This is a genomic window from Pseudacidovorax intermedius, assembly GCF_001476815.1.
Taxonomy (GTDB): Bacteria; Pseudomonadota; Gammaproteobacteria; order Burkholderiales; family Burkholderiaceae_C; genus Xenophilus; species Xenophilus intermedius_A.
Genome location: NZ_LDSL01000038.1, coordinates 36,157 through 58,021 on the forward strand (window position 1 = coordinate 36,157; position 21,865 = coordinate 58,021).

Here is a 21,865-nt window from a genome sequence, read left to right on the forward strand (position 1 = left end):
ATGGCGGACACGGAGACACGCATGAACACCCCGACTCAACCCGGCCCCGAGCGGCTGGTGGCCGATGGACCGGTGCTGCTGAGCCTGCATGCGGATGGCGTGGCCCATCTGCACCTGAACCGGCCCGACGCAGCGAACGGCCTCAACGTGGAGCTGCTGCGCGCGTTGCACGATGCGGTGCTTCGCATCCACGGCGACGGCCGCGTGCGCGCCGTGCTGCTGACCGGCGAAGGCAGGCACTTCTGCGCGGGCGGCGACGTCCACACCTTCCTTTCCAAGGGCGAGGCGCTGCCGGACTACATCCGCGTGGCGACCGCGCTGCTGCAGCTGGCCACGGCTGCGCTGATCCGGCTCAACCCGCCGGTCGTCGCCGCTGTGCATGGCTTCGCGGCGGGTGGGGGCGGCATGGGCCTGGTCTGTGCCAGCGACTTCGTGCTCGCGGCTGAGTCGGCCAGGTTCCTGGCCGGTGCCACCCGCGTGGCCATGGTGCCCGATGCCGGCGTGTCGGTGACGCTCACGCAGCTGGTGGGCTTCCGGCGTGCGATGGAGATCCTCATGCTCAACCCGACGCTCACGGCGGCCGAGGCGAAGGAGATCGGCCTGGTCACGCGCGTGGTGCCCGATGCCGAACTGCAGGACGCCGCCTGGGCCCTGGCCCGCGAGCTGGCGGCCGGCGCGCCGGCCGCGCTGGCCAACACCAAGCGCCTGCTGTGGAACGGCATCGGCCAGGGCGTGGAAGCGGCCATGCCTGAAGAGAACCATGCGCAGGCCTTCCTCTCGGGCATGGCCGATGCGCGAGAAGGCCTGGCGGCGGTGATCGAGAAGCGCGCGCCGCGCTTCACGGGGCGCTGAATGCCCGGCGCAACCACGACGCGGCGACGCGCTCTGGTGACCGGCGGTGCCCGCGGCATCGGCGCGGCCATCGTCCGGCGTCTGGCGGCGGACGGTCTGGAGGTCTGGTGCGCCGACCTCGATGCCGAGGCAGCCCGGGCCCTGGCCGAAGAAGCAGGGGCCACGGCCTGCGTCCTCGACGTCTGCGACTTCGACCGCGTGCATGCCGCGCTGGCCGACATCGGCCCGCTCGACGTGCTGGTCAACAACGCGGGTGTGGACCAGCATGCCTTCTTCACGCAGACCCTGCCCGCGGACTGGCGCCGGCTGCTGGCCGTGAACCTGGAGGCCGTGCTCAACACCACCCACGCCGTGCTGCCGGGAATGCAGGCCCGCGGCCATGGCCGCATCGTCAACGTCGCTTCCGAGGCGGGCCGACTGGGCTCGCGTGGCGGCTCGGTCTATGCGGCGGCCAAGGGCGGCGTGATCGCCTTCACCCGCTCCATCGCCCGCGAGAACGGCCGCAAGGGCATCACCGCCAACGTGGTGGCCCCCGGCCCCATCGACACGCCGCTGCTGCGGCAGGCGGTCGCGTCAGGTGGCGAGCGCTTGATGGACGCGATGACGCAGGCCACGCTGCTGGGCCGGCTCGGCAGCGCCGACGAGGTGGCGGCGGCCGTGGCCTTCCTTGCGTCGGAGCAGGCCAGCTATGTGACCGGCGAGGTGCTGGGCGTCTCGGGCGGCATGGGGTGCGGGGCATGAACGGCGATCCGTCAACGACCGCCGACGACGGCGCCGTCGAGGCCGTCATCGCCAAGGTCCGCGCCGTCTACGGCCGCTGGCGCCGCGACACGCCCGTGGCGCAGATGCGCGCCGACTGGGACCAGCTCTTCGGCGCCACCGGCGACGCGCGCTTCACGCCCGTGCAGGCCGACGGCGTGCCCTGCGCCTGGATCGCCGCGCCGGGGGTGCGCGAGGACCGCGTCATCGTCTACTTACACGGCGGCGGCTTCCAGGTCGGCTCGCTGCAGTCGCATCGCGAGCTGATGGGCCGGCTCTCCGCCGCGGCGGGCGTGCGCGTACTGGGCGTGGACTACCGGCTGGCGCCGGAGCACCGCCATCCCGCGCCGCTGGAGGACGCCCTCACCGTGATTCGCTGGCTGGGCCAGCAGGGCCTGCCGCTGTCGCACATCGCATTGGCCGGCGACTCCGCGGGCGGCGGGCTGGCGCTGGCCACGGTGCTGGCTCTGCAAGGTCTGGGCGACGAGCGCCCGGCCGCCGCCTTCCTGATGTCCGCCTGGACCGACCTGGCCGCCACCGGCGAGAGCTACGAGACGCGCAAACAGGCGGACCCCATCCACCAGCGGCCCATGATCCAGGCCATGGCCCGCAACTTCCTGGGCCCGCAGGCCGATGCGCGCGACCCGCTGGCCTCGCCCCTGTATGCCGATGCGGCCGCGCTGGGCCGGTTGCCTCCACTGCTACTGCAGGTTGGCGACCGGGAGACGGTGCTGAGCGACTCCGTCGAGTTCGCGCAGCGCGTCAATGCCGCCGGCGGCCGGGCCGTCTGCCAAGCCTGGCCGGAGATGGTCCATGTGTTCCAGCAATTCCCGAACGAGCTGCCCCAGGCGCGCGCTGCGCTGGCGGAGGGCGGCCTCTTCCTTGCCGCCCACCTGGGTGGCCCTTCCACCGGAGACATCGCCCCATGATCGGAATCACCGCCTACGGCGGCTACATCCCGCGGCTGCGCCTGTCGCGCCAGGCCGCGGCCCAGGCCAATGCCTGGTACGCGCCGCAATTCGCCGGCCGCAAGGGTACGCGCGCCTTCGCCAACTGGGACGAGGACAGCATCACGCTGGCCGTGGCCGCTGCACGCGATGCCCTCGGCCCGGCCACGCAGCGCGACCGCGGTCGCGTGCGCGCACTGCTGCTGGCCTCGGACACGCTGCCCTTCGCCGAGCGGCTCAACGCCGGCGTGGTGGCCGGTGCGCTGGCGCTCGATGAGGACATCGAGGCGCTGGACCTCGGCGGCACGCAGCGCGCCGCGCTCTCGGCCTTCACCCAGGCCGTGGCCCGGGTGCGCGCTGGCGGCGGCGACACGCTGGTGCTGGCCGCCGACAACCGGCGCACCCGCGCGGCCAGCGCGCAGGAGCTGGACTATGGCGACGCCGCCGCGGCGGTGCTCGTGGGCACCGAGGACGTGCTGGCCGAGTACCTGGGCGCCGGCACTGTCACGGCCGACTTCGTGGACCACTTCCGCGCCGCCGGCGAGGACGTCGACTACCAATGGGAAGAGCGCTGGGTGCGCGACGAAGGCATCGCCAAGCTGGTGCCCGCGGCCGTGAAGGCGGCGCTGCAACAGGCGGGCGTGGCCGCGGCGGAGGTGGACCACTTCCTCTTTCCCAGCACCTTCGCCAAGATGGACCAGCAGCTGGCCAAGGCCTGCGGCATCCGCGCCGAAGCCGTGGCCGACAACCTGGCGGACAGCGTGGGCGACAGCGGCGTGCCGCACGGCCTGCTGCTGCTGGCGCGGGTGCTGGAGAAGGCCACGCCCGGCCAGTGCATCGTGCTGGCGCAGTTCGGCAGCGGTGCGCAGGCGCTGGTCTTCCGCGTGACCGAGGCCATCCGCGGTTTTGCGCCGGCGCGGGGCGTCTCGCGCTGGCTGGCGCGTGGCGTGGAGGAGCGCAACTACACCCGCTTCCTGTCCTTCAAGGGCCAGCTGCAACTGGAGCGCGGCATGCGCGGCGAGGCCGACCGCAAGACGGCGCTTTCCACCGCCTGGCGCCACCACCAGGCATTGCAGGCGCTGGTGGCCGGTCGCTGTGAGGTGACGGGCAGTGTGCACTTTCCGCCTTCGCGCCTGAGCTACGACGCCACGCCGCTTCAGGACACGCAGAAGCCCCATCCGCTGGCGGACCGACCTGCGCGCATCCTGAGCTGGTCGGCCGAATACCTGTCGTGGCACCCGGCGCCGCCACACCACTACGGCCAGATCGACTTCGAGGGCGGCGGGCGCATCCTGATGGACTTCACCGACCTGGAGGTGGGCGAGGTCGACGCCGGCACCGCCATGGAGATGGTTTTTCGCATCAAGGACATCGACGAGCGCCGCGGCTTCACGCGGTATTTCTGGAAGGCCACGCCGGTTCGTGGCGAGGCACAGGACTGAACGAGGAGCACACCACCATGGCACAAGGCATCAAGGACAAGGTCGCCATCCTCGGCATGGGCTGCAGCAAGTTCGGTGAGCGCTGGGACGCCAGCCCCGAGGACCTCATGCTGGAGGCCTACAACGAGGCCATGGCCGACGCCGGCATCGCGCCCGAGCAACTGGGCGCGGCCTGGTTCTCGACCCACATGGACGACGTGGGCACCGGCCGCGGCGGCACGCCCATGGGCATCGCGCTGCGCCTGCCCAACATCGGTGTCACGCGGGTGGAGAACTTCTGCGCCGGCGGCTCCGAGGCGGTGCGCGCGGCCGTCTACGCGGTGGCGGCTGGGGCCTGCGACATCGCACTGGCTCTGGGCGTGGAGAAGCTCAAGGACACCGGCTATGGCGGGCTGCCGATGGCCACCGTCGGCACCTACATCCCGCAGTGGTATCCCAATGCGGTGGCGCCGGCCAACTTCGCACAGCTGGCCACTGCTTATCGCGCCAAGCATGGCGTGGATGCCGCGCTGCTCAAACGGGCCATCTCGCATGTCTCGATCAAGAGCCATGCCAACGGCGCCAAGAACCCCAAGGCCCACCTGCAGAAGCCGATCACCGAGGAGCAGTGCCTGAAGGCACCGACCATCGCGGCGCCGCTGGGGCTGTTCGACTGCTGCGGCGTTTCGGACGGGGCGGCGGCCGTGATCGTCACCACGCCGGAGATTGCGCGCAGCCTGGGCAAGACGGACCTCGTCACCTTCAAGGCCCTGCAGATCGCCACCTCCAACGGCTGGGAGCTGCAGTCCAGCGAATGGGACGGCAGCTACGTGCACACCGCCCGCATCGCCGCTCGCCGCGCCTATGCGGAAGCCGGCATCGCCGATCCGCGCACCGGCATCAGCATGACCGAGGTGCACGACTGCTTCTCCATCACCGAGCTGGTGACCATGGAAGACCTGGGCCTGTCGGACGAAGGCCGCGCGGTCTACGACGTGCTCGACGGCGATTTCGACGCCGAGGGCCGGGTGCCCTGCCAGATCGACGGCGGCCTCAAGTGCTTCGGCCATCCGGTGGGCGCCAGCGGCATCCGCATGCTCTACGAGATCTACCTGCAGTTGCAGGGCCGGGCGGGCGCGCGCCAGCTGTCCAACCCGAAGACGGGGCTGATCCACAACCTGGGCGGGCAGCCCTCGCAGAACGTCTGCGCGGTGTCCATCGTGGGGCTGGAGGGCGTCTGACGATGGGGGCCAACGCGAGCGCATCGGTCGTTCTGCTCGACCATCCGGCGCCCCACGTGGCGCGGCTGCGCATCAACCGCCCCGACAAGCGCAATGCCATCGACCAGGCCGTGCGTCAGGGCTTCGTCGACCACCTCACGGTGCTGCTGGCCGACCCGCAGGTGCGAGCCCTTGTGCTGGGCGGCGTCGAAGGCGTGTTCTCCGCTGGCGGCGACATCCCCAGCATGGTGGGCCTGTCGAAAGCACAGGCACGCGAGCGCATGCAGCACATCCACGGCCTGTGCCGGATGGTGGCCCATGCGCGCATCCCGGTGGTGAGCGCCATGGAAGGCGTGACGGCCGGCGCCGCCGTGGGACTGGCGCTGCTGGGCGACCGCATCGTCATCGGCCGCGGGGCGCGGGTGCTCTTTCCCTTCCTCAAGCTGGGCCTGGCGCCCGACTGGGGCCAGCTGCTGACGCTGCCGCGCCGCGTGGGCCTGCCTGTCGCCCGCCGGCTGCTCAGCGATGGTCAGGCCGTCGACGGCGAGGAGGCGGTGCGCCTGGGCCTGGCGGATGCGGTGCACGACGACGCCGACGTGATGGTCGGGGCCGTGGCCCTGGCCGCCTCGCTGGCCCGCCTGCCCGGTGAGGCCTTCGCCCGCATGAAGCAGCGGCTGCACCATCCTTCGGCCACGCTTGACGAAGAGCTGCAGCGCGAAGAGGCCGACCAGGCCGTGTGCCTCACTGGCGAGGACTTCCGCGAGGGCTACGACGCCTTCATGACCAAGCGCAGCGCCGACTTCATCGGCCGCCCGGGAGCCGCGCGATGATCGCCGACGGCCACGCCGTGGATGTCGGCGTCGAACTCGTCCTGCGCCACCGCGAGGGCGCGGTGGGCGTGCTCACGCTCAACCGGCCCGACAAGCGCAATGCGCTGGACCTGGCCATGCGCGCCGCCATTGCCGAGGCCCTGCGCGCTCTGGAGGCCGATGCCGAGGTGCGCGCCATCGTCATCACGGGCGGCGACCAGGTCTTTGCAGCCGGGGCCGACCTCAACCTGCTGGTGGACAAGGGTGCGCAGGACGTCGCAGGGCTGGACCTGGGCCAGTACTGGGCCCCCCTGGCGCAGTCGCGCAAGCCGGTGATCGCGGCGGTGAGCGGCTTCGCGCTTGGCGCGGGCTGCGAGCTGGCGCTGATGTGCGACTTCATCGTGGCCGACGTCACCGCGCGGCTGGGCCAGCCCGAACTGGCGGTGGGCATCATGCCCGGCGCAGGCGGGACGCAGCGGCTGGTGCGCAGCGTGGGCAAGCAGGTCGCCAGCCTGATGCTGCTGACGGCCGAGCCGCTGACCGGCGAGCGGGCCTTCCAGCTGGGGCTGGTGGCCGAGCTGGCGCCGGAGGGCCAGGCGCTGCCGCGGGCGATGGAACTCGCGCGCAAGGCGGCGCGCCTGCCGCCCAAGGCGGTGGAAGCCACCCGGCGCGTGCTGCGCCAGGGCGCCGACCTGCCGCTGGAGGCCGCACTGGCGCTGGAGAACCGCGAGTTCCTGCTGCTCTTCGACACCGAGGACAAGACCGAGGGCATGCGCGCCTTCCTCGACAAGCGCAAGCCGCAGTTCAACGGCCGCTGAAGGCCATCATCACCCCTTCGCGTTCATCGTTCAATGGCCACTTCGTCAAACACCACCACGATCGGCGTCGTCGGCGCCGGCACCATGGGCCGCGGCATCGCGCAGCTCTTCCTGCAGGCGGGCCACATGGTGCGCTGCCACGATGCCCAGCCGGGCGCGGCCGCCAAGGCGGTCGAGTACGTCGACGGCATGCTCGCCCGTGCCGTCGAGAAGGGCCGCATGACGACGGCCGACCACCAGGCGGCGCGCGGGCGGCTGCAGGCCTGCAACGCGCTCGAAGAACTGGCCGGCTGCACGCTGGTCATCGAGGCCATCGTCGAAGACCTGGAGGCCAAGCGCAACCTGTTCCGGCAACTGGAGGCGCTGGTCGCCGACGATGCCATCCTGGCCAGCAACACCTCCTCGCTCACGGTGGCCGAGATCGCCGCCGCCTGTGCGCGGCCCGGGCGCGTGGCCGGGCTGCACTTCTTCAACCCGGTGCCGCTGATGAAGGTGGCCGAGGTGATCGCCGCGGTGCGGACGGCACCGGCCGTGGTGCAGCGCCTGTGCGCGCTCACCGAATCGGCCGGCCACCGCGCGGTGGTCACGGCCGACCAGCCGGGTTTTCTCATCAACCATGCCGGCCGTGGCCTGTACACCGAGGGCCTGCGCATCGTCGAAGATCAGGTCGCCAGTCCCGCCGACGTGGACGACGTGCTGCGCGAGGCGCTGGGCTTTCGCATGGGGCCCTTCGAGCTGCTGGACCTGACGGGCCTGGACGTGTCGGCACGCGTGATGGCCTCGATCTACGAGCAGTTCCAGCAGGAGCCGCGCTTCCGTCCCTCTTCGCTGGTGCCGCCGCGTGTGGCGGCTGGCCTGTTCGGCCGCAAGAGCGGGGAGGGCTGGTACCGCTATGCGGACGGCCAGCAGCAGCGGCCGGCCGCACGTCCCGTGCCTGCCTTGCCTACCGGTCTGGCGGTGTGGGTGGATCCGCAGTCCAGCGGCGCTGATGGGCTGCGCGCACTGGCCGAGGCTGCAGGCGCACGCACCCTGTCGCAGGCGGCCGAGGCCGACCTGCTTCTCCTGCAGCCCTGGGGCGAGGACGCCACCTCGGCCGCACTGCGCCTGGGCCTGGATGCCGCGCGCTGCGTGGCGGTGGACCCGCTGCCCCCGCTGGCGCTGCGCCGCACGCTGATGCTCACGGCCGTCACCGCGCCGGCGGTGCGCGACGCCGCCCATGCCCTGCTCGCAGCCGACGGCACGGCCGTCACCGTGATCAACGACAGCCCCGGCTTCATCGCGCAGCGGGTGATGGCGACCATCGTCAACATCGCCGCCAACATCGCGCAGCGCGGCATCGCCAGCGTGGCCGACCTGGAGGACGCGGTGCGCCTGGGCCTGGGCTACCCGCGCGGCCCGCTGGGCTGGGGCGACCACCTGGGCGCGGCCCGCCTGCTGCAGGTGCTGCGGGCGCAGCTCGCGGCCACGGGCGACCCGCGTTACCGCCCCAGCGCCTGGCTTCAGCGCCGCGTGGCGCTGGGCCTGCCGCTGACCACGCCCGAGGCGCAGCGCTGAGCCGGTTGGCACGGCGAAGCGCGCCCCTCCCCAAAGAACTTCCCGAGGAGACAAGACCATGACCCAATCCCATTACGACGCCATCGTCATCGGCGCCGGCGCAGGCGGCATGAGCGCCGCCGCCCACCTGGTGGCCGCCGGCCGCAAGGTGCTCATCGTGGAGTCGCAGGACCGCCTGGGCGGCCGCGCCTCCAGCGAGGAGATCGACGGCTTCATCGTCAACCGCGGCGCCATCGCCATCGAGCGCGGCAGCGGCTTCGAGCAGACCTTCGACCTGCTGGGTGTGCCACTGGATGTGCGCGAACCGCAGCCGGCCACCGTCTTCCGCATCGACGGCAAGATCATCGACCCGAGCAAGGGCGGCGGCTGGAACCTGATCATCGGTGGGCTGACCAAGGCCGCCGCCAAGATCGGCGCCACCTTCGGCGACGTGCGCAAGGGCAACACCGAGCTGCCCGAAGAGGCGCTCAGCACCGAGGAATGGCTGCGCAAGTTCACCAAGAACCAGACGGTGCACCGGCTGTTCCGCAACCTGTGCGCCGCCATCTGGGCGGCCAATGCGGACGAGCTGCCGGCCCGGGCCTTCCTCACCTACTTCTCCTTCAAGGGCGCGTTCAAGCGCTTCGGCTTCTGCCCGCGCGGCACCATCGGCCTGTGGAACGACCTGGGTGACGCCATCCGCGCGCGCGGCGGCGAGATCTGGCTCGACGCGCCGGTCACGCGCATTCATGTCGACGGCGGCCGCGCCACCGGCGTGGACGTGGTGCGCAACGGCCGTACCGAGCGCATTGAAGCCGGGGTGGTCATCAGCAACATCGGGCCTGCGGCCACGGTGCCGCTGGCGGGCGAGGCAGCGCTGGGCGCGGACTACGTGGCCAAGGTGCGCCGCGTGCTGCGCCCCGCCGCCAACATCGTCGTCAACTTCGCCACCCGCGAGCGGCTGATCGACCTCCCGGGCCTGGTCACCTTCGCCAACACCGAGCGGCTGTGCAACATGGGCGAGCTGACGGCCATGTGCCCGGAGATGGCGCCGCCCGGCTGGCACCTGTACGTGGCTTACGTGGTGCCCAAGCCCGCGCTGGGCGACTTCGACGAGAAGGCCGAGACCGAGCTGGGCCTGCAGGACCTGCGCAACGAATTTCCGAGCTTCAAGGACGCGAAGATCCTGTCGATCCGCGTCATGCGCGGCGAGTGGCCGGCCCAGCGCTCCTGCGCCGGCTTCGACCTGCCGCAGGAGACGCCGCTGCCCAACCTGTGGAACGTGGGCGACGCCGTCAAGGACTACGGCGGCGGCGGCACCCAGGCCTGCGTCGACACCGGCCGCGAGGCCGCGCACAAGGCGCTGGCCGTGCTGGGCGTGGGCGTAGCGGCATGACCGGCTCGCAGCTTCTGCAACCGCACGCGGCGCAGGCCCGCGACATGCTCGGCCGTCTGCGCGCGCTCTTTGATCAGTCCGTCCGCAACCTCGCCGAGCAGTGCCTGGACGCCGGCCGCCTCAGCGCCGCGCGCCTCGACGCCCACCAGATCGCCAGCTTCGAGCTGGCCTGGGCTGGTGCTGAACTCCTGGCCGCTGAAACCGCCATCGCCTCGCTCGACGCGCAGGCCGATCCGCTGGAAGCCCAACTGGCGCTGGTCTTCACCACCGACGCCATCGTCGCCCTGCTGGACCGCCTGGACGTGATCGCCGCCGAAGCCGGCATGGCGCCCGATGCTGTCGATGCCCTGCGCAGCCTGCCTGCCTGGCGCGCCCTGCGCGCCGCAATGGGCAGCGCCGCCGCCCTGCGCGCGGCCGGCCATGGGGTGGTCGAAGCCCAGGGCCTGGTCGGCGAGGTCGCGCTCGACGAGCCGCATGCCCTGGCGCAGGACGCCTTCCGCCGCTTCGCCGCCGAGGTGGTGGCGCCGCAGGCCGAGGCCATCCACCGGCACGACCTCACCGTGCCCGAATCGCTGCTGCAGCCCATGCGCGAGATGGGCGTCTTCGGTCTGGCCATTCCCGAATCGCACGGCGGCAGTGCCCCGGACGACCGGGAGGACACGCTGCTGATGGTGGTGGTGACCGAGGCGCTGTCGGAAGGCTCGCTGGCCGCGGCCGGCAGCCTGATCACCCGGCCCGAGATCCTGACCCGCGCGCTCATGGCCGGCGGCACCGAGGCGCAGAAGGCGCACTGGCTGCCGCGGCTGGCGGCGGGCGACCCGCTCTGCGCCATCGCCATGACCGAGCCCGACTGCGGCTCGGACCTGGCGGCCTGCCAGCTCAAGGGCACGCGCTTGGAAGGCGGCTGGCTGCTCAATGGCGCCAAGACCTGGTGCACCTTCGCCGGCAAGGCGGGCGTGCTGATGGTGGTGACGCGCACCGACCCCGACCGCGCGCTGGGCCACAAGGGCCTGTCGGTGCTGCTGGCCGAGAAGCCCGCCTTCGACGGCCACAGCTTCGAGGTGCAGCAGCCCGGCGGCGGCAGGCTCAGCGGCCGGGCGATTCCGACCATCGGCTACCGCGGCATGCATTCCTTCGACCTCGCCTTCGAGGACTACTTCGTGCCCGACGCCAACGTGGTCGGTGGCGAAGCGGGTCTGGGCAAGGGCTTCTACTACACGCTGTCCGGCATGGTCGGCGGCCGCATGCAGACGTCGGCCCGCGCCTGCGGCGTGATGCGCGCCGCCCTGCGCGCGGCGGTGCGCTATACGCAGGACCGCAAGGTCTTCGGCGCGCCGCTGGCCGACCTGGCGCTCACGCAGGCCAAGCTGGCGCGCATGGCGGCCCGCCTGGCCGCCTGCCGCCGCCTGGCCTATGCGGTGGCCCGCATCGTGGACACCGGTGAAGGCCGCATGGAGGCCAGCCTGGTCAAGCTGCTGGCCTGCCGCTCGGCCGAGCTGGTCACGCGCGAGGCGCTGCAGTTGCACGGCGGCATGGGTTATGCCGAGGAGACGGCGGTCAGCCGCTACTTCGTCGACGCCCGCGTGCTGTCGATCTTCGAGGGCGCCGAGGAGACGCTGGCGCTCAAGGTGGTGGCCCGCAGCCTGATGGAACGCGCGCTCGGCCTGAACGCCTCCGGAGGTTGATTTGAGCAACGACATCCTCACCGGCCTGCGCGTGGTGGAGGCGGCGGCCTTCGTGGCCGCGCCGCTGGGCGGCATGACCCTGGCGCAGATGGGCGCCGACGTGATCCGCATCGATCCGCTGCACGGCGGCCTGGACCATCGCCGCTGGCCGGTCACGGCCGACGACGCCAGCCTCTTCTGGTGCGGCCTGAACAAGGCCAAGCGCTCGGTGGCGCTGGACCTGGCCTCGGCCGAGGGCCGCGAGATCGCCATGGCCCTGGCCTGCGCGCCGGGCGAGGACGCGGGGCTCTTCCTCACCAACTTCCCGGCCCGCGGCTGGCTGGCGCACGAGGCGCTGCGCGCCCGCCGGCCCGACCTGATCCAGCTCACCCTGACCGGCGACCGGCATGGCGGCTCCGCGGTGGACTACACCGTCAATGCCCGCCTGGGCTTGCCCTACATGACCGGTGCCGTCGAGGCCCAAGGTGCGGTCAACCATGTGCTGCCGGCCTGGGACCTGATCACCGGCCAGATGGTGGCCGTGGGCCTGCTGGCTGCCGAGCGGCACCGCCGGCGTACCGGTGAGGGCCAGCATGTGAAGCTGGCGCTGGAGGACGTGGCCCTGGCCGTGATGCAGCACCTGGGCTTCATCGCCGAGGCGCAGCAGGGCCAGCCGCGCGAGCGCCATGGCAATGCGCTGTTCGGCGCCTTCGGCCGCGACTTCTTGACGGACGATGGCCAGCGCGTGATGGTGGTCGGCCTCACGCTCAAGCAGTGGCGCGCGCTGGTCGAAGCCACCGGCTGCGCCGACGCGGTGGCGGCCCTGGCCAGGCAGCGCGGCGTGGACCTGGACCGCGAGGGCGAGCGCTTCCGCGCCCGCGAAGAACTGGCTGCGCTGATCGGCCCATGGATCGCGGCCCGACCCTTCGCCGAGGTGGCCGCGGCCTTCCAGCAGCATGGCGTGTGCTGGAGCCGCTACCAGGACGTCGCCGCCCTGGCGCGCGATCCCGAATGTTCGCCGGCCAATCCGCTGTTCACCCGGACCGGTCAGCCCGGCGTTGGCGAGATGCTGCTGGCCGGCCTGCCGCTGGATTTCGGTGCCGCGCCGCGCCAGCCTGCGCGGCCGGCCCCGCAGCTGGGCGCCCACACCGAGGAAGTGCTGGCCGAACTGCTGGGCATCGATGCCGCCGGCTTCGGCCGCCTGCACGACCGCGGCGTGGTGCGGCAGGCCGCGGGCTGAGCGTCCGGGCCCAGGCCGGGCCCAGGCGCCAGGGGGAAACCCCGAGCGGAAACCGGAAGGTTGAACCTCCTATATTCCGTCTCGTCGGACTATTATTGAGCGTCGTCAAAGGCAGGCCGTTTTCCCGCGATGGCCCCCACCTACAACCGGAGACACAGCCATGATTTCCCGTACCCGCCGCCTCGTCGGTGCCCTGGCGCTCATGGGCGCCGCCGCGGCGGCCCCGCCGGCCGCCGCGCAGACCACGGTCCTGAAGTACTCCAACTGGCTGCCCGTCGGCCAGGCCATGCGCATGGAGGTGATCGAGCCCTGGATCGCCGAGGTTGAGAAGGTCACCGCCGGCCGCGTCAAGATCGACACGCTGCCGAAGGTGGTCGGCACCTTGCCAGCGCAGTTCGACGTGGCGCGTGACGGCCAGGCCGACCTGGTCGTGTTCATCCCAGGCTACACGCCGAACCGCTTCGACATCCTCGAAGCGCTGCAGATGCCCTTCGTGAGCGACAACCCCGAAGTGCTGGCGCCGGTGGCCGACCGCTTCTTCCGCAAGCACCTGGCGAGCTATGGCGAGTTCAAGGGTGTGTTCCCGCTGTCGGTGTACGTGGTGTCGCCGGGCCAGCTGTTCAACAACAAGCGGCCGCTGCGGACGCTGGACGACTTCAAGGGCCTGAAGATGCGCAGTCCCCAGCCCAGTGCCACGCAGGCGCTGACGCTGATGGGCGCAGTGCCGGTCAGCAAGCCGGTGAGCGAGACCTACGAGCTCATGTCCTCGGGCGTGCTCGACGGCACGCTGATGCCGCCGGAGTCCATCCCGGCATTCAAGCTCAACGACCTGGTGCCCTACGCCACCATCGTGCCGGGCGCCATCTACAACACGGTGCTGGTGCTGGGCATCAACGAATCGAAGTGGAACAGCCTGCGGGCCGAGGACCGCGAGGCCGTCATGCGCATCAGCGGCGACGTGTTCGCGGCGAAGATCGGCGCCGCCTACGCCAAGGGCGACCGCGCGGCCTTCGACGGCCTGCGCAAGGCGGGCAAAAGCGTGGAGACGGCCTCGCCCGCGCTGGTGGCGGACATGAAGAAGGTGCTGGTGCCGGTCGAGCAGGACTGGATCGCCAAGGCCCGCAAGAAGGGCGTGGCCGAGCCGCAGAAGCTGCTGGATCAACTGCGCGCCGACGTGGCCGCCGGGAAGTAAAGGCGTGGCCATGATGACACCCGGCCGCCTGGAGCGCCTGCTCACGGCGGTTGGCACGCTCAGCCTGCTCGCCCTGATGGGCATCGTCTTCGTCGATGTGCTGGGCCGCAACCTCTTCAACCGGCCGCTGCTGTGGGGCACCGAACTGGCCGAGGTGCTGCTGGCGCTCATGGTGTTCGTCTTCTACCCTGTGCTGGCGCGGCGCGACGGACACATCGTGGTCGATCTGATTCCGGTGGCGCCTGCGCTGCGCATGCTGCAGCGCGCGCTCGCCGGTGTGGTCGGCGCGGCGCTGTTCGGCATCGTGGCGTGGTGCTGCGGGCGCCAGGCGCTGCGCTCGGCCGAATACGGCGATGCGTCCGCCGTGCTGGGCCTGCCCACGGCCTGGGTGCTCTGGGCCATGACGGCGCTGGCGGCCCTCAGCGCCGTCATCTTCCTGGCGCGCGCAGCGGGCGTGCTGACGGTCGCACCGGCGTCGGCCGGGCAGGGGGGCTGAGATGCTGGCCGTCACCCTGGGCTTCCTCGTTGCCTTCGCACTGATCTTCATGCAGGTGCCGATCGCCACGGCACTGGGCCTGGTCGGCTTCGGCGGCGTGGTGCTGCTCAACGGCTGGACGCCCGCGCTCAGCATGGCGGCCACGATCACGCGCGACAGCACCCTGGTCTACACGCTGATCGTCCTGCCCCTGTTCGTGCTGATGGGCAACCTGGTGGCGGGCGCCGGCATCTCGGGCGACTTGTTCCGCGCCGCCCAGGCGCTGATCGGGCGCCGGCGAGGCGGCGTGGCCATGGCGACGGTGGCGGCCTGCGGCGCCTTCGGCGCCATCTGCGGCTCCAGCGTGGCCACCGCCGCGACCATGGGCAAGGTCGCGATCCCGGAGATGCGCCGCCTCGGCTATGGCGACCGGCTGGCCAGCGCCGCGGTGGCAGCCGGCGGCACGCTGGGCATCCTCATTCCGCCTTCCGTGATCATGGTGGTCTACGGCGTCGCCACGCAGACGCACATCGGCAAGCTGTTCGCCGCCGGCATCGTGCCGGGCCTCATCGCGGTCATCGGCTACATGCTCGCCGTGCGCTGGACGGTATGGCGGGATCCCTCGCAGGCGCCCGTGGACGCCGAGCGCGTCCGCATGGACGGGGGGGCGCTGCTGCGCACGCTGTGGCCGGTCGCGGCCATCTTCGGCATCGTGATGGGCGGCATCTACGGCGGCTTCTTCACCTCCGTCGAAGCCTCGGGCATCGGCGCCGCGGCCGCGCTGGTGTTTGCACTGACCCGACACAACCTGAGCCTGGCGCAGATCGGCGAGATCTTCGCGGACAGCGCACGCACCTCGGCCATGATGTTCGCCATCATCCTGGGCGCGGCCCTGTTCGGCGAGTTCGTCAACATCACCGGCGTGCACCAGGGGCTGCTGGCGATGGTGCAGGGCAGTGGGCTGTCGCCCTTCGGCATCATCCTGGCGATGATCGCCGTCTACCTCGTCCTGGGTTGCGTGCTCGAGAGCCTGTCGATGATCCTGCTGACGGTGCCGATCTTCTTTCCCATCGTGACGGCGCTGGGCTTCGATCCCGTGTGGTTCGGCATCCTCATCGTCGTGGTGGTGGAGATCGGGCTCATCACGCCGCCCATCGGCGTCAACCTCTTCGTCATCCGCTCCGTGACGCCGGACATGCCGATGGGCGCGATCGTGCGCGGCGTGGTGCCTTTCATCGTGGCCGACCTGACGCGGGTGCTGCTGATCGCCGGCGTGCCTGCCCTCAGCCTGTGGCTGCCCAACCTGCTGTTCAAGAGCGCTGCCGGATGACGCAGCCGGCCCTCGACCTCTCGGCGCCGGTGCTGGTGCCCCGGCTGGCCGGCTTCCTGTCCGCGGCCTGGGCCCGGCCGGTGGCCATCGACGCGCTGCATCGCTTTGCGGCCGGCATGTCGTGGATCACGCTGGGCTTCAGCGCCATGCTGCCGGCCCACGGGGACGCGCCGGGCGAGACGCGCGCGCTGATCCTGCGCGTGGGCGATCCGGCCGGGCTGCTTGCGCCCTATCGCGCCGAGCCCGAATACCACGTGCTCGCCGCGCTGGAGAGCCTGCCGGCGCTGCCGGTGCCGCGCGTCTTCGCCTTCAGCGACGATCCGGCCGTGATCGGCGCACCCTTCCTGGTGACCGGCCGGGTGGAGGGCGACACGCCCATGCCCTGGAAGGGCGCTGCGGAGGCCCGCGGCGAGGCCCTCAACGCCAGCCTGGCCGCCGACTTCGTCGATGGCCTGGCCGCGCTGCACCGGGTGGACTGGCGCGCCACCCCGCTGGCGCGGCTGTGGGGCGCGGTGGACGCCACCGAGGTCGCCCGCGCGCAGGTGGACTTCTGGTGGACGCATGCCGGCCTGGCCGGCCACGACACGGCCCCGCCGCCGCAGATGCACCATGCCCTGCGCTGGCTGCAGCGCCATGCGCCCGTTGCGCCGCGCGTGGTCATCGTCCATGGCGACTACCGCGTGGGCAACTTCCTGCAGCAGGCCGGGCGCATCACGGCGGTGCTGGATTGGGAGCTGGTGCATGCCGGCGATCCGCACGAAGACCTGGCCTGGGCGGCCCTGCGCATCTTCTCGGGCGGCACCGGCCGCGTGGGCGGCCTGATGACGCGCGACGCCTTCCTGGACCGCTACGCCGCCCAGGCCGGCTTCCAGCCCGATCCGCGCGTGCTGCGCTACTACGAGGTGCTGGGCCTGTTCAAGAGCGCGTCGATGCTGATGGGTGCGGCCCAGCGCGTGCAGGGCGGCCAGGCGCGCGACGTGCGCATGGCGTCGATGGGCTTCCAGGTGGCCTCCACGCTGCTCGAACTCAACCGCCTGCTGGGAGAGGCGCCATGAACGACGACCTGCCGCGCCTGATCGAGGCCCTGCGCCGTGCGCTCGAGCAGTCGGTGGCGCCCGAGCTGCAGAGCGACTTCGCCCGCGGCCAGCTGGCGGCGGTGCACGACATCCTCGGCAAGCTGGCCGGCATGGCGGTGTGGGACCCGGCCGCGCGCAGTGCGCAGGCCGAGGCCCTGCGTGCGGGCCTTGGCCGTTTCGAGGCCTATGCCGCGCAGGCCGGGCAGCGGCTGCCCGCCGCGGCCGGCAGCCCTGATGCCGACGAACTGGCCGCCGCCGAGGCACGCGTGCGCCAGTGCGTGGACTGGCTGGATGCCAGCGCCGAGGACCTCGGCCCCGCACGCCATGCCGAACTCGACGCCATCGTGCGCCAAGCCCTGCGCGAACAGCTCCTGGTGGAGCGCAGGCGCATTCCCCTGACCGACTTCGGCGCCATGACGGCCGGAGCCGCAACCGCTCCCAAGGACTGACCCATGCTCACTTCGCAGGACGACCTGCCAGGCCACCAGACGCCGGCCCCCTTCGCCCAGGCGGGCCAGGGCGATCCCCGCTTCACCGAACGCTGGTGGTACACGGCCCATCCGCTGGACGGACGGCCGCTGATCCTGGACGTGGGCTTCGGCTACTACCCCAACCGCGGCGTCATGGATGCGTTTGCCGGCGTGACGGTCGGGCGCACGCAGCACAACTTCCGTGCCTCGCGCCAACTCGGCGACCGTCCGCTGGACCTGGAGGTCGGGCCGCTGCGGCTGCAGATCGTCGAAGGCCATCGGCTGCATCGGCTCACGCTCCGCGACAACGCCTCGGGCATCGCCTTCGAACTGGACTTCGAGGCCTGCTTTCCCGCCGCCCAGGAGAAGCAGAGCCGGCGCGAGCGCGACGGCGTGGTCGACGAAGACCTGGCGCGCGTCGCCCAGTTCGGCCGCTGGCAGGGCTGGCTGCAGGTGGCCGGCGAGCGGCATGCAGTGAGCGCTTCCGACTGGTGGGGCCAGCGTGACCGGTCCTGGGGTGTCCGGTCCGAGATGCGTACCGACTGGGCCGTGCCGCCCATGCAGACGCACAAGCAGTTCTTCTGGACCTGGTCGATGTTTCAGACGCCCTCGGTCGGCGTCTCGCTGTTCCTCAAGGAGCGCGAGGCGGACAGGCCCTATTACCTGTCGGGCGCCGAGTTCCAACGCGACGCCCACGGGCGGGTGCGCAAGCGCGAGGTGCGCGAGCTGGCGCATGCGCTGGAGTGGGCCGACGACCCGCTCGGCCAGACGCTGACGGCCGGCGAGTTCATCCTGCGCTTCGACGAGGGCCCGGCGCGCGTGCTGCGCGTGGAGGCGCTGCCGGCGCGGTACTACCTCAAGGGGGGCCTCTACGGCGGCTGGGGCGGCTGGAACCACGGCGACGACCGCGGCGCCTATGCCGAGGCCCACGACCGCTGGAATCTGGACGACCCGCTCACGCGCGAGCGTGCCCGCACCCTCGGCGACCACGTCATGCGTGTGCACACAGAGGGCGAACAGGGCATCGGGATCAGCGAATACGGCGTGGCCACTGGCTACGGCCGCTATCCGCTGCCGCAGAAGCATCCGGCGCTGTAGCTGCGCCAGGGAAACCCGCCATGCAACTCACGCAGGCACTGACCCGCGCGGTGCAGATCCGCCACCGCCACACGGCCACGCTCTACAACGACCGCTCGCGCACCTGGGCCGAAGTGGGCGAACGCGTGCCGCGGCTTGCGGCCGGGCTTCGCGCGATGGGGCTGAAGGCCGGGGAGCGCCTGGCCGTGCTGGCCCTCAACAGCGACAACTACATCGAGCTCCTGTTCGCCGCCGCCTGGGCCGACCTGGTGCTGGTGCCGCTCAACACCCGCTGGGCGGTGCCCGAGAACATCTACAGCCTGCGGGACGCGGAATGCGCGGGCCTGGTGCTGGACGACGCCTTCGCGGAGCAGGCGCCGGCCCTGCTGGACGGCCACGCCATGGCGCATGTGGTGCATATGGGCGATGCGCCCACGCCCGCCGGCATGACCGGCTCCGAAGCCCTGATCGCGCGCTCGGCGCCCATGCCCGACGCCTGCGGCCGCGACGATGCGCTGTGCGGCATCTACTACACGGGCGGCACCACCGGCAGCCCCAAGGGCGTGATGCTGTCGCATCGCAACTTCGTCGCCGCCTCCATCAACTGGATCGCCACGCTGCACTTCACCGACCAGACCCGCTACCTGCATTCGGCCGGGCTGTTCCACCTGGCCGGCGCGTCGCCGGCCTTCGCCCTCACCATGGCCGGTGGCACGCATGTGTGCCTGCCCAAGTTCGATGCCCTGCTGGCCTTCCAGGCCATCGAGCGCCACCGGGTCAACTACGTGCTGTTCGTGCCGACCATGATCAACATGATGCTGAACCACCCGGACTTCGAGCGCCACGACCTCAGCAGCGTGCGCTACTGCGAATATGGCGCCTCGCCCATTCCCGACGCGGTGCTGGCCGCCGCCATCGAGAAGCTGCCGGGCTGGGAGTTCATCCAGGGCTATGGCATGACCGAGACGGCCGCGTTGACGGTGAGCCTGCCCTGGCGCTTTCACTTCGACGGGGAGCACGGCCCTCACAAGCGTAAGGCAGCGGGCCGCGCGTCGTATGGTGTCGATGTGCGCATCGTGGATGCCGAGGGTCAGGAAGTGCCGCGCGGCATGCCGGGCGAGATCGCGGTGCGCGGCGCACAGGTCATGCTGGGCTACTGGAAGCGTCCCGAGGACACGGCGGCCGTGCTGCGCGACGGCTGGATGCACACCGGGGACGGCGCCTGGATGGACGAGGCCGGCTTCATCTACATCGTCGATCGCGTCAAGGACATGATCATCAGCGGGGGCGAGAACATCTACTCGCGCGAGGTGGAGAACGCCGTGCATGCGCACCCGGCCGTGCGCGAATGCGCGGTGATCGGCATCCCCGACGAGAAGTGGGGCGAGGCGGTGCTGGCCGTGGTGGCGCTCAAGGCCGGCCATGCCGTGACCGAGCAGGAACTGATCGCGCACTGCCGCATGCTGATCGCCAGCTACAAATGCCCGCGTCGCGTGGCGTTCTGCGAGGCGCTGCCGCTTTCCGGTGCCGGAAAGATCATGAAGAACGTGCTGCGCGCGCCCTACTGGGAGGGAAAGAAGCGCGCGGTCAACTGAGCGGCCGGCCTTCGGCATCGAGTTGAACGAAGCCCGCCGTCCACAGCGCCGAGACGCGGGCGGCCAGCTCGCGCGGCGGGATCTGGCCGCTCTTGCGATACCAGGTGAAGGTCCAGATCATCATGCCGAAGAGCAGCAGCGAATAGGGCTTGCGCGCCTTGGGGTCGCGCATGACGGTGGGGTTCATCTCGCCGAGCAGCTGTTCCAGCAGGTCGGCCAGCTCCACTTCCATGACGCGAATCTGCTCGCGCTCGGCGCGCGGCAGGAACTTGAGGTCGGCCATCAGGATGAGGTGCTCGCTGCGCGAGCGGGCCGCGCCCTGCACGAAGCTGTCGATGAAGCGCGCGAAGCGTTCCTCTGCCGGCAGCGGCAGGGCCACGATGGCCCGCAACTCGGCCGTCTGCTGCGCGATGTGCTCATGCACGACGGCGAAGAGCAGGTCCTCCTTGCTGGGGAAGTAGTGGTAGAGGTGGGACTTGGAGGCATTGCAGGCCTTCGCCACATCCATCATCGTGGCCTGGTCGAAGCCCTTGCGCGCGATCAGGGCCGCCGCCTTCTCCAGGATGGCGCGCTTCTTGTCCTCGTAGTCGTCTGCACGGGTGCGTGTCACGTTGCGTGTCCTTCGCCGGTTGTCTTGCCACTTGTTGACCCAGTCGATATATTAGACCGACCGGACGGACTATAAGGCGCCCGCTTCGAGGCGGCACACAGGATGAACATGGAGACAGTACAGCAAGCGCACTGGGACCTGATCGTGATCGGTGCCGGCCATGCCGGCAGCGAGCTGGCCGTGACCACGCGCCAGGCGGGCTGGGCGGGCAGCATCCTGCTGCTCGGTGACGAGCCGGGACTGCCCTACCACCGGCCACCGCTTTCCAAGGCGTACCTCAGTGGCGAGATGGACGCCGGCGCCCTGGCGCTGCGCCCCGAGGCCGCCTACGAACGCGCAGGCGTGGTGCGCCGCAGCGGCGTGCGCGTCGCTGCCATAGACCGGGTCCGGCACGAACTGGTGCTGGCCGGCAGCGGCGAACGGCTGCGCTACGGCAAGCTGGCCCTGTGCACCGGTGGCCGGCCACGGCCGTACCGCTGCGAGGGGATCGATCCGGACGCTCCGCCGTCCAACCTGCTGTACCTGCGTACCGCTGCCGACGCAGACCGGCTTCGCGCCTTCGTCAAGCCCGGCGCACGGATTGCGGTGCTGGGCGGCGGCTATGTGGGCCTGGAAGTGGCGGCCTCGGCCGCCAAGGCCGGCATGCAGGTGACGGTGCTCGAAGCGCAGCCGCGCGTGCTGGCGCGCGTGGCCGGTCCTCGGCTGTCGCAGTTCTACGAGGACGAGCATCGACGCCACGGGGTGGACATCCGCACGGGCATGCAGGTGCTGGCGGTGCAGTGCGTGGACGGCGTCATCACCGCGCTCGATGGCACGAACGGCGAGCGCATCGAGGCCGACGTGGTCGTGGCCGGCATCGGCATGGAGCCCGAGGTGAGCCTGGCCATCGAGGCCGGCCTGGGCGGCGTCGATGGCATTCCGGTGGACACGCACGGCCAGACGGCTGACCCGGACGTGTTCGCCGCAGGCGACTGCACGCGGCACGTGCATCCGGCCTACGAGCGGGATGTGCGCATCGAGTCGGTGCCCAACGCGCTGGAGCAGGCCCGCGCGGTCGCCGGCTGGCTGGGCGGCAAGCCCAAGCCGTACACGGCGATTCCGTGGTTCTGGTCCGACCAGTACGACCTCAAGCTGCAGATGGCCGGCCTCCCGCAGGGGCATGACCAGTGCGTGCTGCGCGGCGATCCCGCAACACGCAGCTTTTGCGCGTTCTACCTGAAGGGCGGCCAGCTGCTGGCGATCGACGCTGTGAACCGGCCCGGCGACTTCATGCTCGTGCGCCGCGCCATGGCCCAGCCGCTGCATGTGGATGCGGCCCGCCTCGCCGACGAGTCGCAACCCCTGAAGGCGCTGCTGCAGGCTTGACTTAGGTGTAAGCCCC

20 protein-coding genes are annotated in these 21,865 nt (G+C 71.3%); 19 read left to right on the top strand and 1 reads right to left on the bottom strand.

The annotated features are described in order from the left end of the window. The first annotated feature begins 21 nt into the window (after nucleotides 1–21). The 18 genes from NS331_RS05710 to NS331_RS05795 all read left to right on the top strand — a co-directional run bounded on the left by NS331_RS05710 (nucleotide 22) and on the right by NS331_RS05795 (nucleotide 19,874). Nucleotides 22–852 carry an enoyl-CoA hydratase/isomerase family protein gene (locus NS331_RS05710; protein ID WP_082702281.1) on the top strand — a complete coding sequence of 277 codons (831 nt, stop codon included), beginning with the start codon at nucleotides 22–24 and terminating at the stop codon, nucleotides 850–852. Continuing rightward, nucleotides 853–1,593 (top strand): SDR family NAD(P)-dependent oxidoreductase, encoded by a 741-nt coding sequence (locus NS331_RS05715; RefSeq protein WP_058641038.1) that lies wholly within the window; start codon nucleotides 853–855, stop codon nucleotides 1,591–1,593. Then, on the top strand, nucleotides 1,590–2,540 hold the full coding sequence (locus tag NS331_RS05720) for an alpha/beta hydrolase (protein ID WP_058641039.1): 951 nt from the start codon (nucleotides 1,590–1,592) through the stop codon (nucleotides 2,538–2,540). The genes NS331_RS05715 and NS331_RS05720 overlap by 4 nt, the downstream gene beginning before the upstream one ends. Further along, complete coding sequence (locus tag NS331_RS05725) at nucleotides 2,537–4,000, top strand: hydroxymethylglutaryl-CoA synthase family protein (RefSeq protein WP_058641040.1); 1,464 nt, start codon at nucleotides 2,537–2,539, stop codon at nucleotides 3,998–4,000. Before NS331_RS05720 ends, NS331_RS05725 begins: the two co-directional genes overlap by 4 nt. Before the next feature lie 17 nt (nucleotides 4,001–4,017). Next, nucleotides 4,018–5,220 carry an acetyl-CoA acetyltransferase gene (locus NS331_RS05730; protein WP_058641041.1) on the top strand — a complete coding sequence of 401 codons (1,203 nt, stop codon included), beginning with the start codon at nucleotides 4,018–4,020 and terminating at the stop codon, nucleotides 5,218–5,220. Nucleotides 5,221–5,222: 2 nt separating this feature from the next. Then, nucleotides 5,223–6,029: an enoyl-CoA hydratase/isomerase family protein gene (locus NS331_RS05735; protein WP_058641042.1), complete on the top strand. Its 807-nt coding sequence runs from the start codon at nucleotides 5,223–5,225 to the stop codon at nucleotides 6,027–6,029. Next, nucleotides 6,026–6,826 carry an enoyl-CoA hydratase-related protein gene (locus tag NS331_RS05740; protein WP_058641043.1) on the top strand — a complete coding sequence of 267 codons (801 nt, stop codon included), beginning with the start codon at nucleotides 6,026–6,028 and terminating at the stop codon, nucleotides 6,824–6,826. Before NS331_RS05735 ends, NS331_RS05740 begins: the two co-directional genes overlap by 4 nt. 33 nt (nucleotides 6,827–6,859) lie before the next feature. Continuing rightward, complete coding sequence (locus tag NS331_RS05745; protein ID WP_058641044.1) at nucleotides 6,860–8,380, top strand: 3-hydroxyacyl-CoA dehydrogenase; 1,521 nt, start codon at nucleotides 6,860–6,862, stop codon at nucleotides 8,378–8,380. A gap of 58 nt (nucleotides 8,381–8,438) precedes the next feature. Further along, nucleotides 8,439–9,755 (top strand): phytoene desaturase family protein, encoded by a 1,317-nt coding sequence (locus tag NS331_RS05750; RefSeq protein ID WP_058641045.1) that lies wholly within the window; start codon nucleotides 8,439–8,441, stop codon nucleotides 9,753–9,755. Continuing rightward, entirely contained in the window at nucleotides 9,752–11,440 is a 1,689-nt protein-coding gene (locus NS331_RS05755) for an acyl-CoA dehydrogenase family protein (RefSeq protein ID WP_058641046.1), read from the top strand. The genes NS331_RS05750 and NS331_RS05755 overlap by 4 nt, the downstream gene beginning before the upstream one ends. Before the next feature lies 1 nt (nucleotide 11,441). Beyond that, nucleotides 11,442–12,659, top strand: coding sequence for a CoA transferase (locus NS331_RS05760; RefSeq protein WP_058641047.1), 1,218 nt, complete (start codon nucleotides 11,442–11,444; stop codon nucleotides 12,657–12,659). Between the two features lie 160 nt (nucleotides 12,660–12,819). Continuing rightward, entirely contained in the window at nucleotides 12,820–13,851 is a 1,032-nt protein-coding gene (locus tag NS331_RS05765) for a TRAP transporter substrate-binding protein (RefSeq protein WP_058641048.1), read from the top strand. Nucleotides 13,852–13,861: 10 nt separating this feature from the next. Then, nucleotides 13,862–14,347 (top strand): TRAP transporter small permease, encoded by a 486-nt coding sequence (locus NS331_RS05770; RefSeq protein WP_058641049.1) that lies wholly within the window; start codon nucleotides 13,862–13,864, stop codon nucleotides 14,345–14,347. Nucleotide 14,348: 1 nt separating this feature from the next. Further along, on the top strand, nucleotides 14,349–15,656 hold the full coding sequence (locus NS331_RS05775) for a TRAP transporter large permease (RefSeq protein ID WP_058641050.1): 1,308 nt from the start codon (nucleotides 14,349–14,351) through the stop codon (nucleotides 15,654–15,656). Beyond that, a complete protein-coding gene (locus NS331_RS05780) occupies nucleotides 15,653–16,711 on the top strand; it encodes a phosphotransferase family protein (protein ID WP_058641051.1) in 1,059 nt (352 codons plus the stop codon). Before NS331_RS05775 ends, NS331_RS05780 begins: the two co-directional genes overlap by 4 nt. Further along, nucleotides 16,708–17,181 carry a hypothetical protein gene (locus NS331_RS05785; RefSeq protein WP_058641052.1) on the top strand — a complete coding sequence of 158 codons (474 nt, stop codon included), beginning with the start codon at nucleotides 16,708–16,710 and terminating at the stop codon, nucleotides 17,179–17,181. Before NS331_RS05780 ends, NS331_RS05785 begins: the two co-directional genes overlap by 4 nt. Nucleotides 17,182–17,184: 3 nt before the next feature. Continuing rightward, entirely contained in the window at nucleotides 17,185–18,300 is a 1,116-nt protein-coding gene (locus tag NS331_RS05790; RefSeq protein WP_058641053.1) for an Rv3169 family protein, read from the top strand. 20 nt (nucleotides 18,301–18,320) lie between these two features. Further along, nucleotides 18,321–19,874, top strand: a complete 1,554-nt coding sequence (locus tag NS331_RS05795) for an acyl-CoA synthetase (protein WP_058641054.1) — start codon at nucleotides 18,321–18,323, stop codon at nucleotides 19,872–19,874. Here NS331_RS05795 and NS331_RS05800 read toward each other — a convergent pair. Further along, the gene (locus tag NS331_RS05800; RefSeq protein WP_058641055.1) at nucleotides 19,867–20,484 is read right to left on the bottom strand and encodes a TetR/AcrR family transcriptional regulator; all 618 of its coding nucleotides are present in this window, start codon (nucleotides 20,482–20,484) and stop codon (nucleotides 19,867–19,869) included. The two genes, NS331_RS05795 and NS331_RS05800, sit on opposite strands and share 8 nt — an antisense overlap. Before the next feature lie 108 nt (nucleotides 20,485–20,592). Here NS331_RS05800 and NS331_RS05805 point away from each other — a divergent pair, with 108 nt between their 5' ends. Then, nucleotides 20,593–21,849, top strand: a complete 1,257-nt coding sequence (locus NS331_RS05805) for an NAD(P)/FAD-dependent oxidoreductase (protein ID WP_345940336.1) — start codon at nucleotides 20,593–20,595, stop codon at nucleotides 21,847–21,849. Nucleotides 21,850–21,865 lie beyond the last annotated feature (16 nt).

Bases quoted from the DNA above. Each gene is read 5' to 3' on its own strand.
- NS331_RS05790 (WP_058641053.1), top strand. From the start codon at position 17,185: ATGCTCACTTCGCAGGACGACCTGCCAGGCCACCAGACGCCGGCCCCC.
- NS331_RS05745 (WP_058641044.1), top strand. From the start codon at position 6,860: ATGGCCACTTCGTCAAACACCACCACGATCGGCGTCGTCGGCGCCGGC.
- NS331_RS05750 (WP_058641045.1), top strand. From the start codon at position 8,439: ATGACCCAATCCCATTACGACGCCATCGTCATCGGCGCCGGCGCAGGC.
- NS331_RS05725 (WP_058641040.1), top strand. From the start codon at position 2,537: ATGATCGGAATCACCGCCTACGGCGGCTACATCCCGCGGCTGCGCCTG.
- NS331_RS05765 (WP_058641048.1), top strand. From the start codon at position 12,820: ATGATTTCCCGTACCCGCCGCCTCGTCGGTGCCCTGGCGCTCATGGGC.
- NS331_RS05710 (WP_082702281.1), top strand. From the start codon at position 22: ATGAACACCCCGACTCAACCCGGCCCCGAGCGGCTGGTGGCCGATGGA.
- NS331_RS05785 (WP_058641052.1), top strand. From the start codon at position 16,708: ATGAACGACGACCTGCCGCGCCTGATCGAGGCCCTGCGCCGTGCGCTC.
- NS331_RS05780 (WP_058641051.1), top strand. From the start codon at position 15,653: ATGACGCAGCCGGCCCTCGACCTCTCGGCGCCGGTGCTGGTGCCCCGG.
- NS331_RS05775 (WP_058641050.1), top strand. From the start codon at position 14,349: ATGCTGGCCGTCACCCTGGGCTTCCTCGTTGCCTTCGCACTGATCTTC.
- NS331_RS05805 (WP_345940336.1), top strand. From the start codon at position 20,593: ATGGAGACAGTACAGCAAGCGCACTGGGACCTGATCGTGATCGGTGCC.
- NS331_RS05715 (WP_058641038.1), top strand. From the start codon at position 853: ATGCCCGGCGCAACCACGACGCGGCGACGCGCTCTGGTGACCGGCGGT.
- NS331_RS05720 (WP_058641039.1), top strand. From the start codon at position 1,590: ATGAACGGCGATCCGTCAACGACCGCCGACGACGGCGCCGTCGAGGCC.
- NS331_RS05735 (WP_058641042.1), top strand. From the start codon at position 5,223: ATGGGGGCCAACGCGAGCGCATCGGTCGTTCTGCTCGACCATCCGGCG.
- NS331_RS05730 (WP_058641041.1), top strand. From the start codon at position 4,018: ATGGCACAAGGCATCAAGGACAAGGTCGCCATCCTCGGCATGGGCTGC.
- NS331_RS05755 (WP_058641046.1), top strand. From the start codon at position 9,752: ATGACCGGCTCGCAGCTTCTGCAACCGCACGCGGCGCAGGCCCGCGAC.
- NS331_RS05740 (WP_058641043.1), top strand. From the start codon at position 6,026: ATGATCGCCGACGGCCACGCCGTGGATGTCGGCGTCGAACTCGTCCTG.
- NS331_RS05795 (WP_058641054.1), top strand. From the start codon at position 18,321: ATGCAACTCACGCAGGCACTGACCCGCGCGGTGCAGATCCGCCACCGC.
- NS331_RS05770 (WP_058641049.1), top strand. From the start codon at position 13,862: ATGATGACACCCGGCCGCCTGGAGCGCCTGCTCACGGCGGTTGGCACG.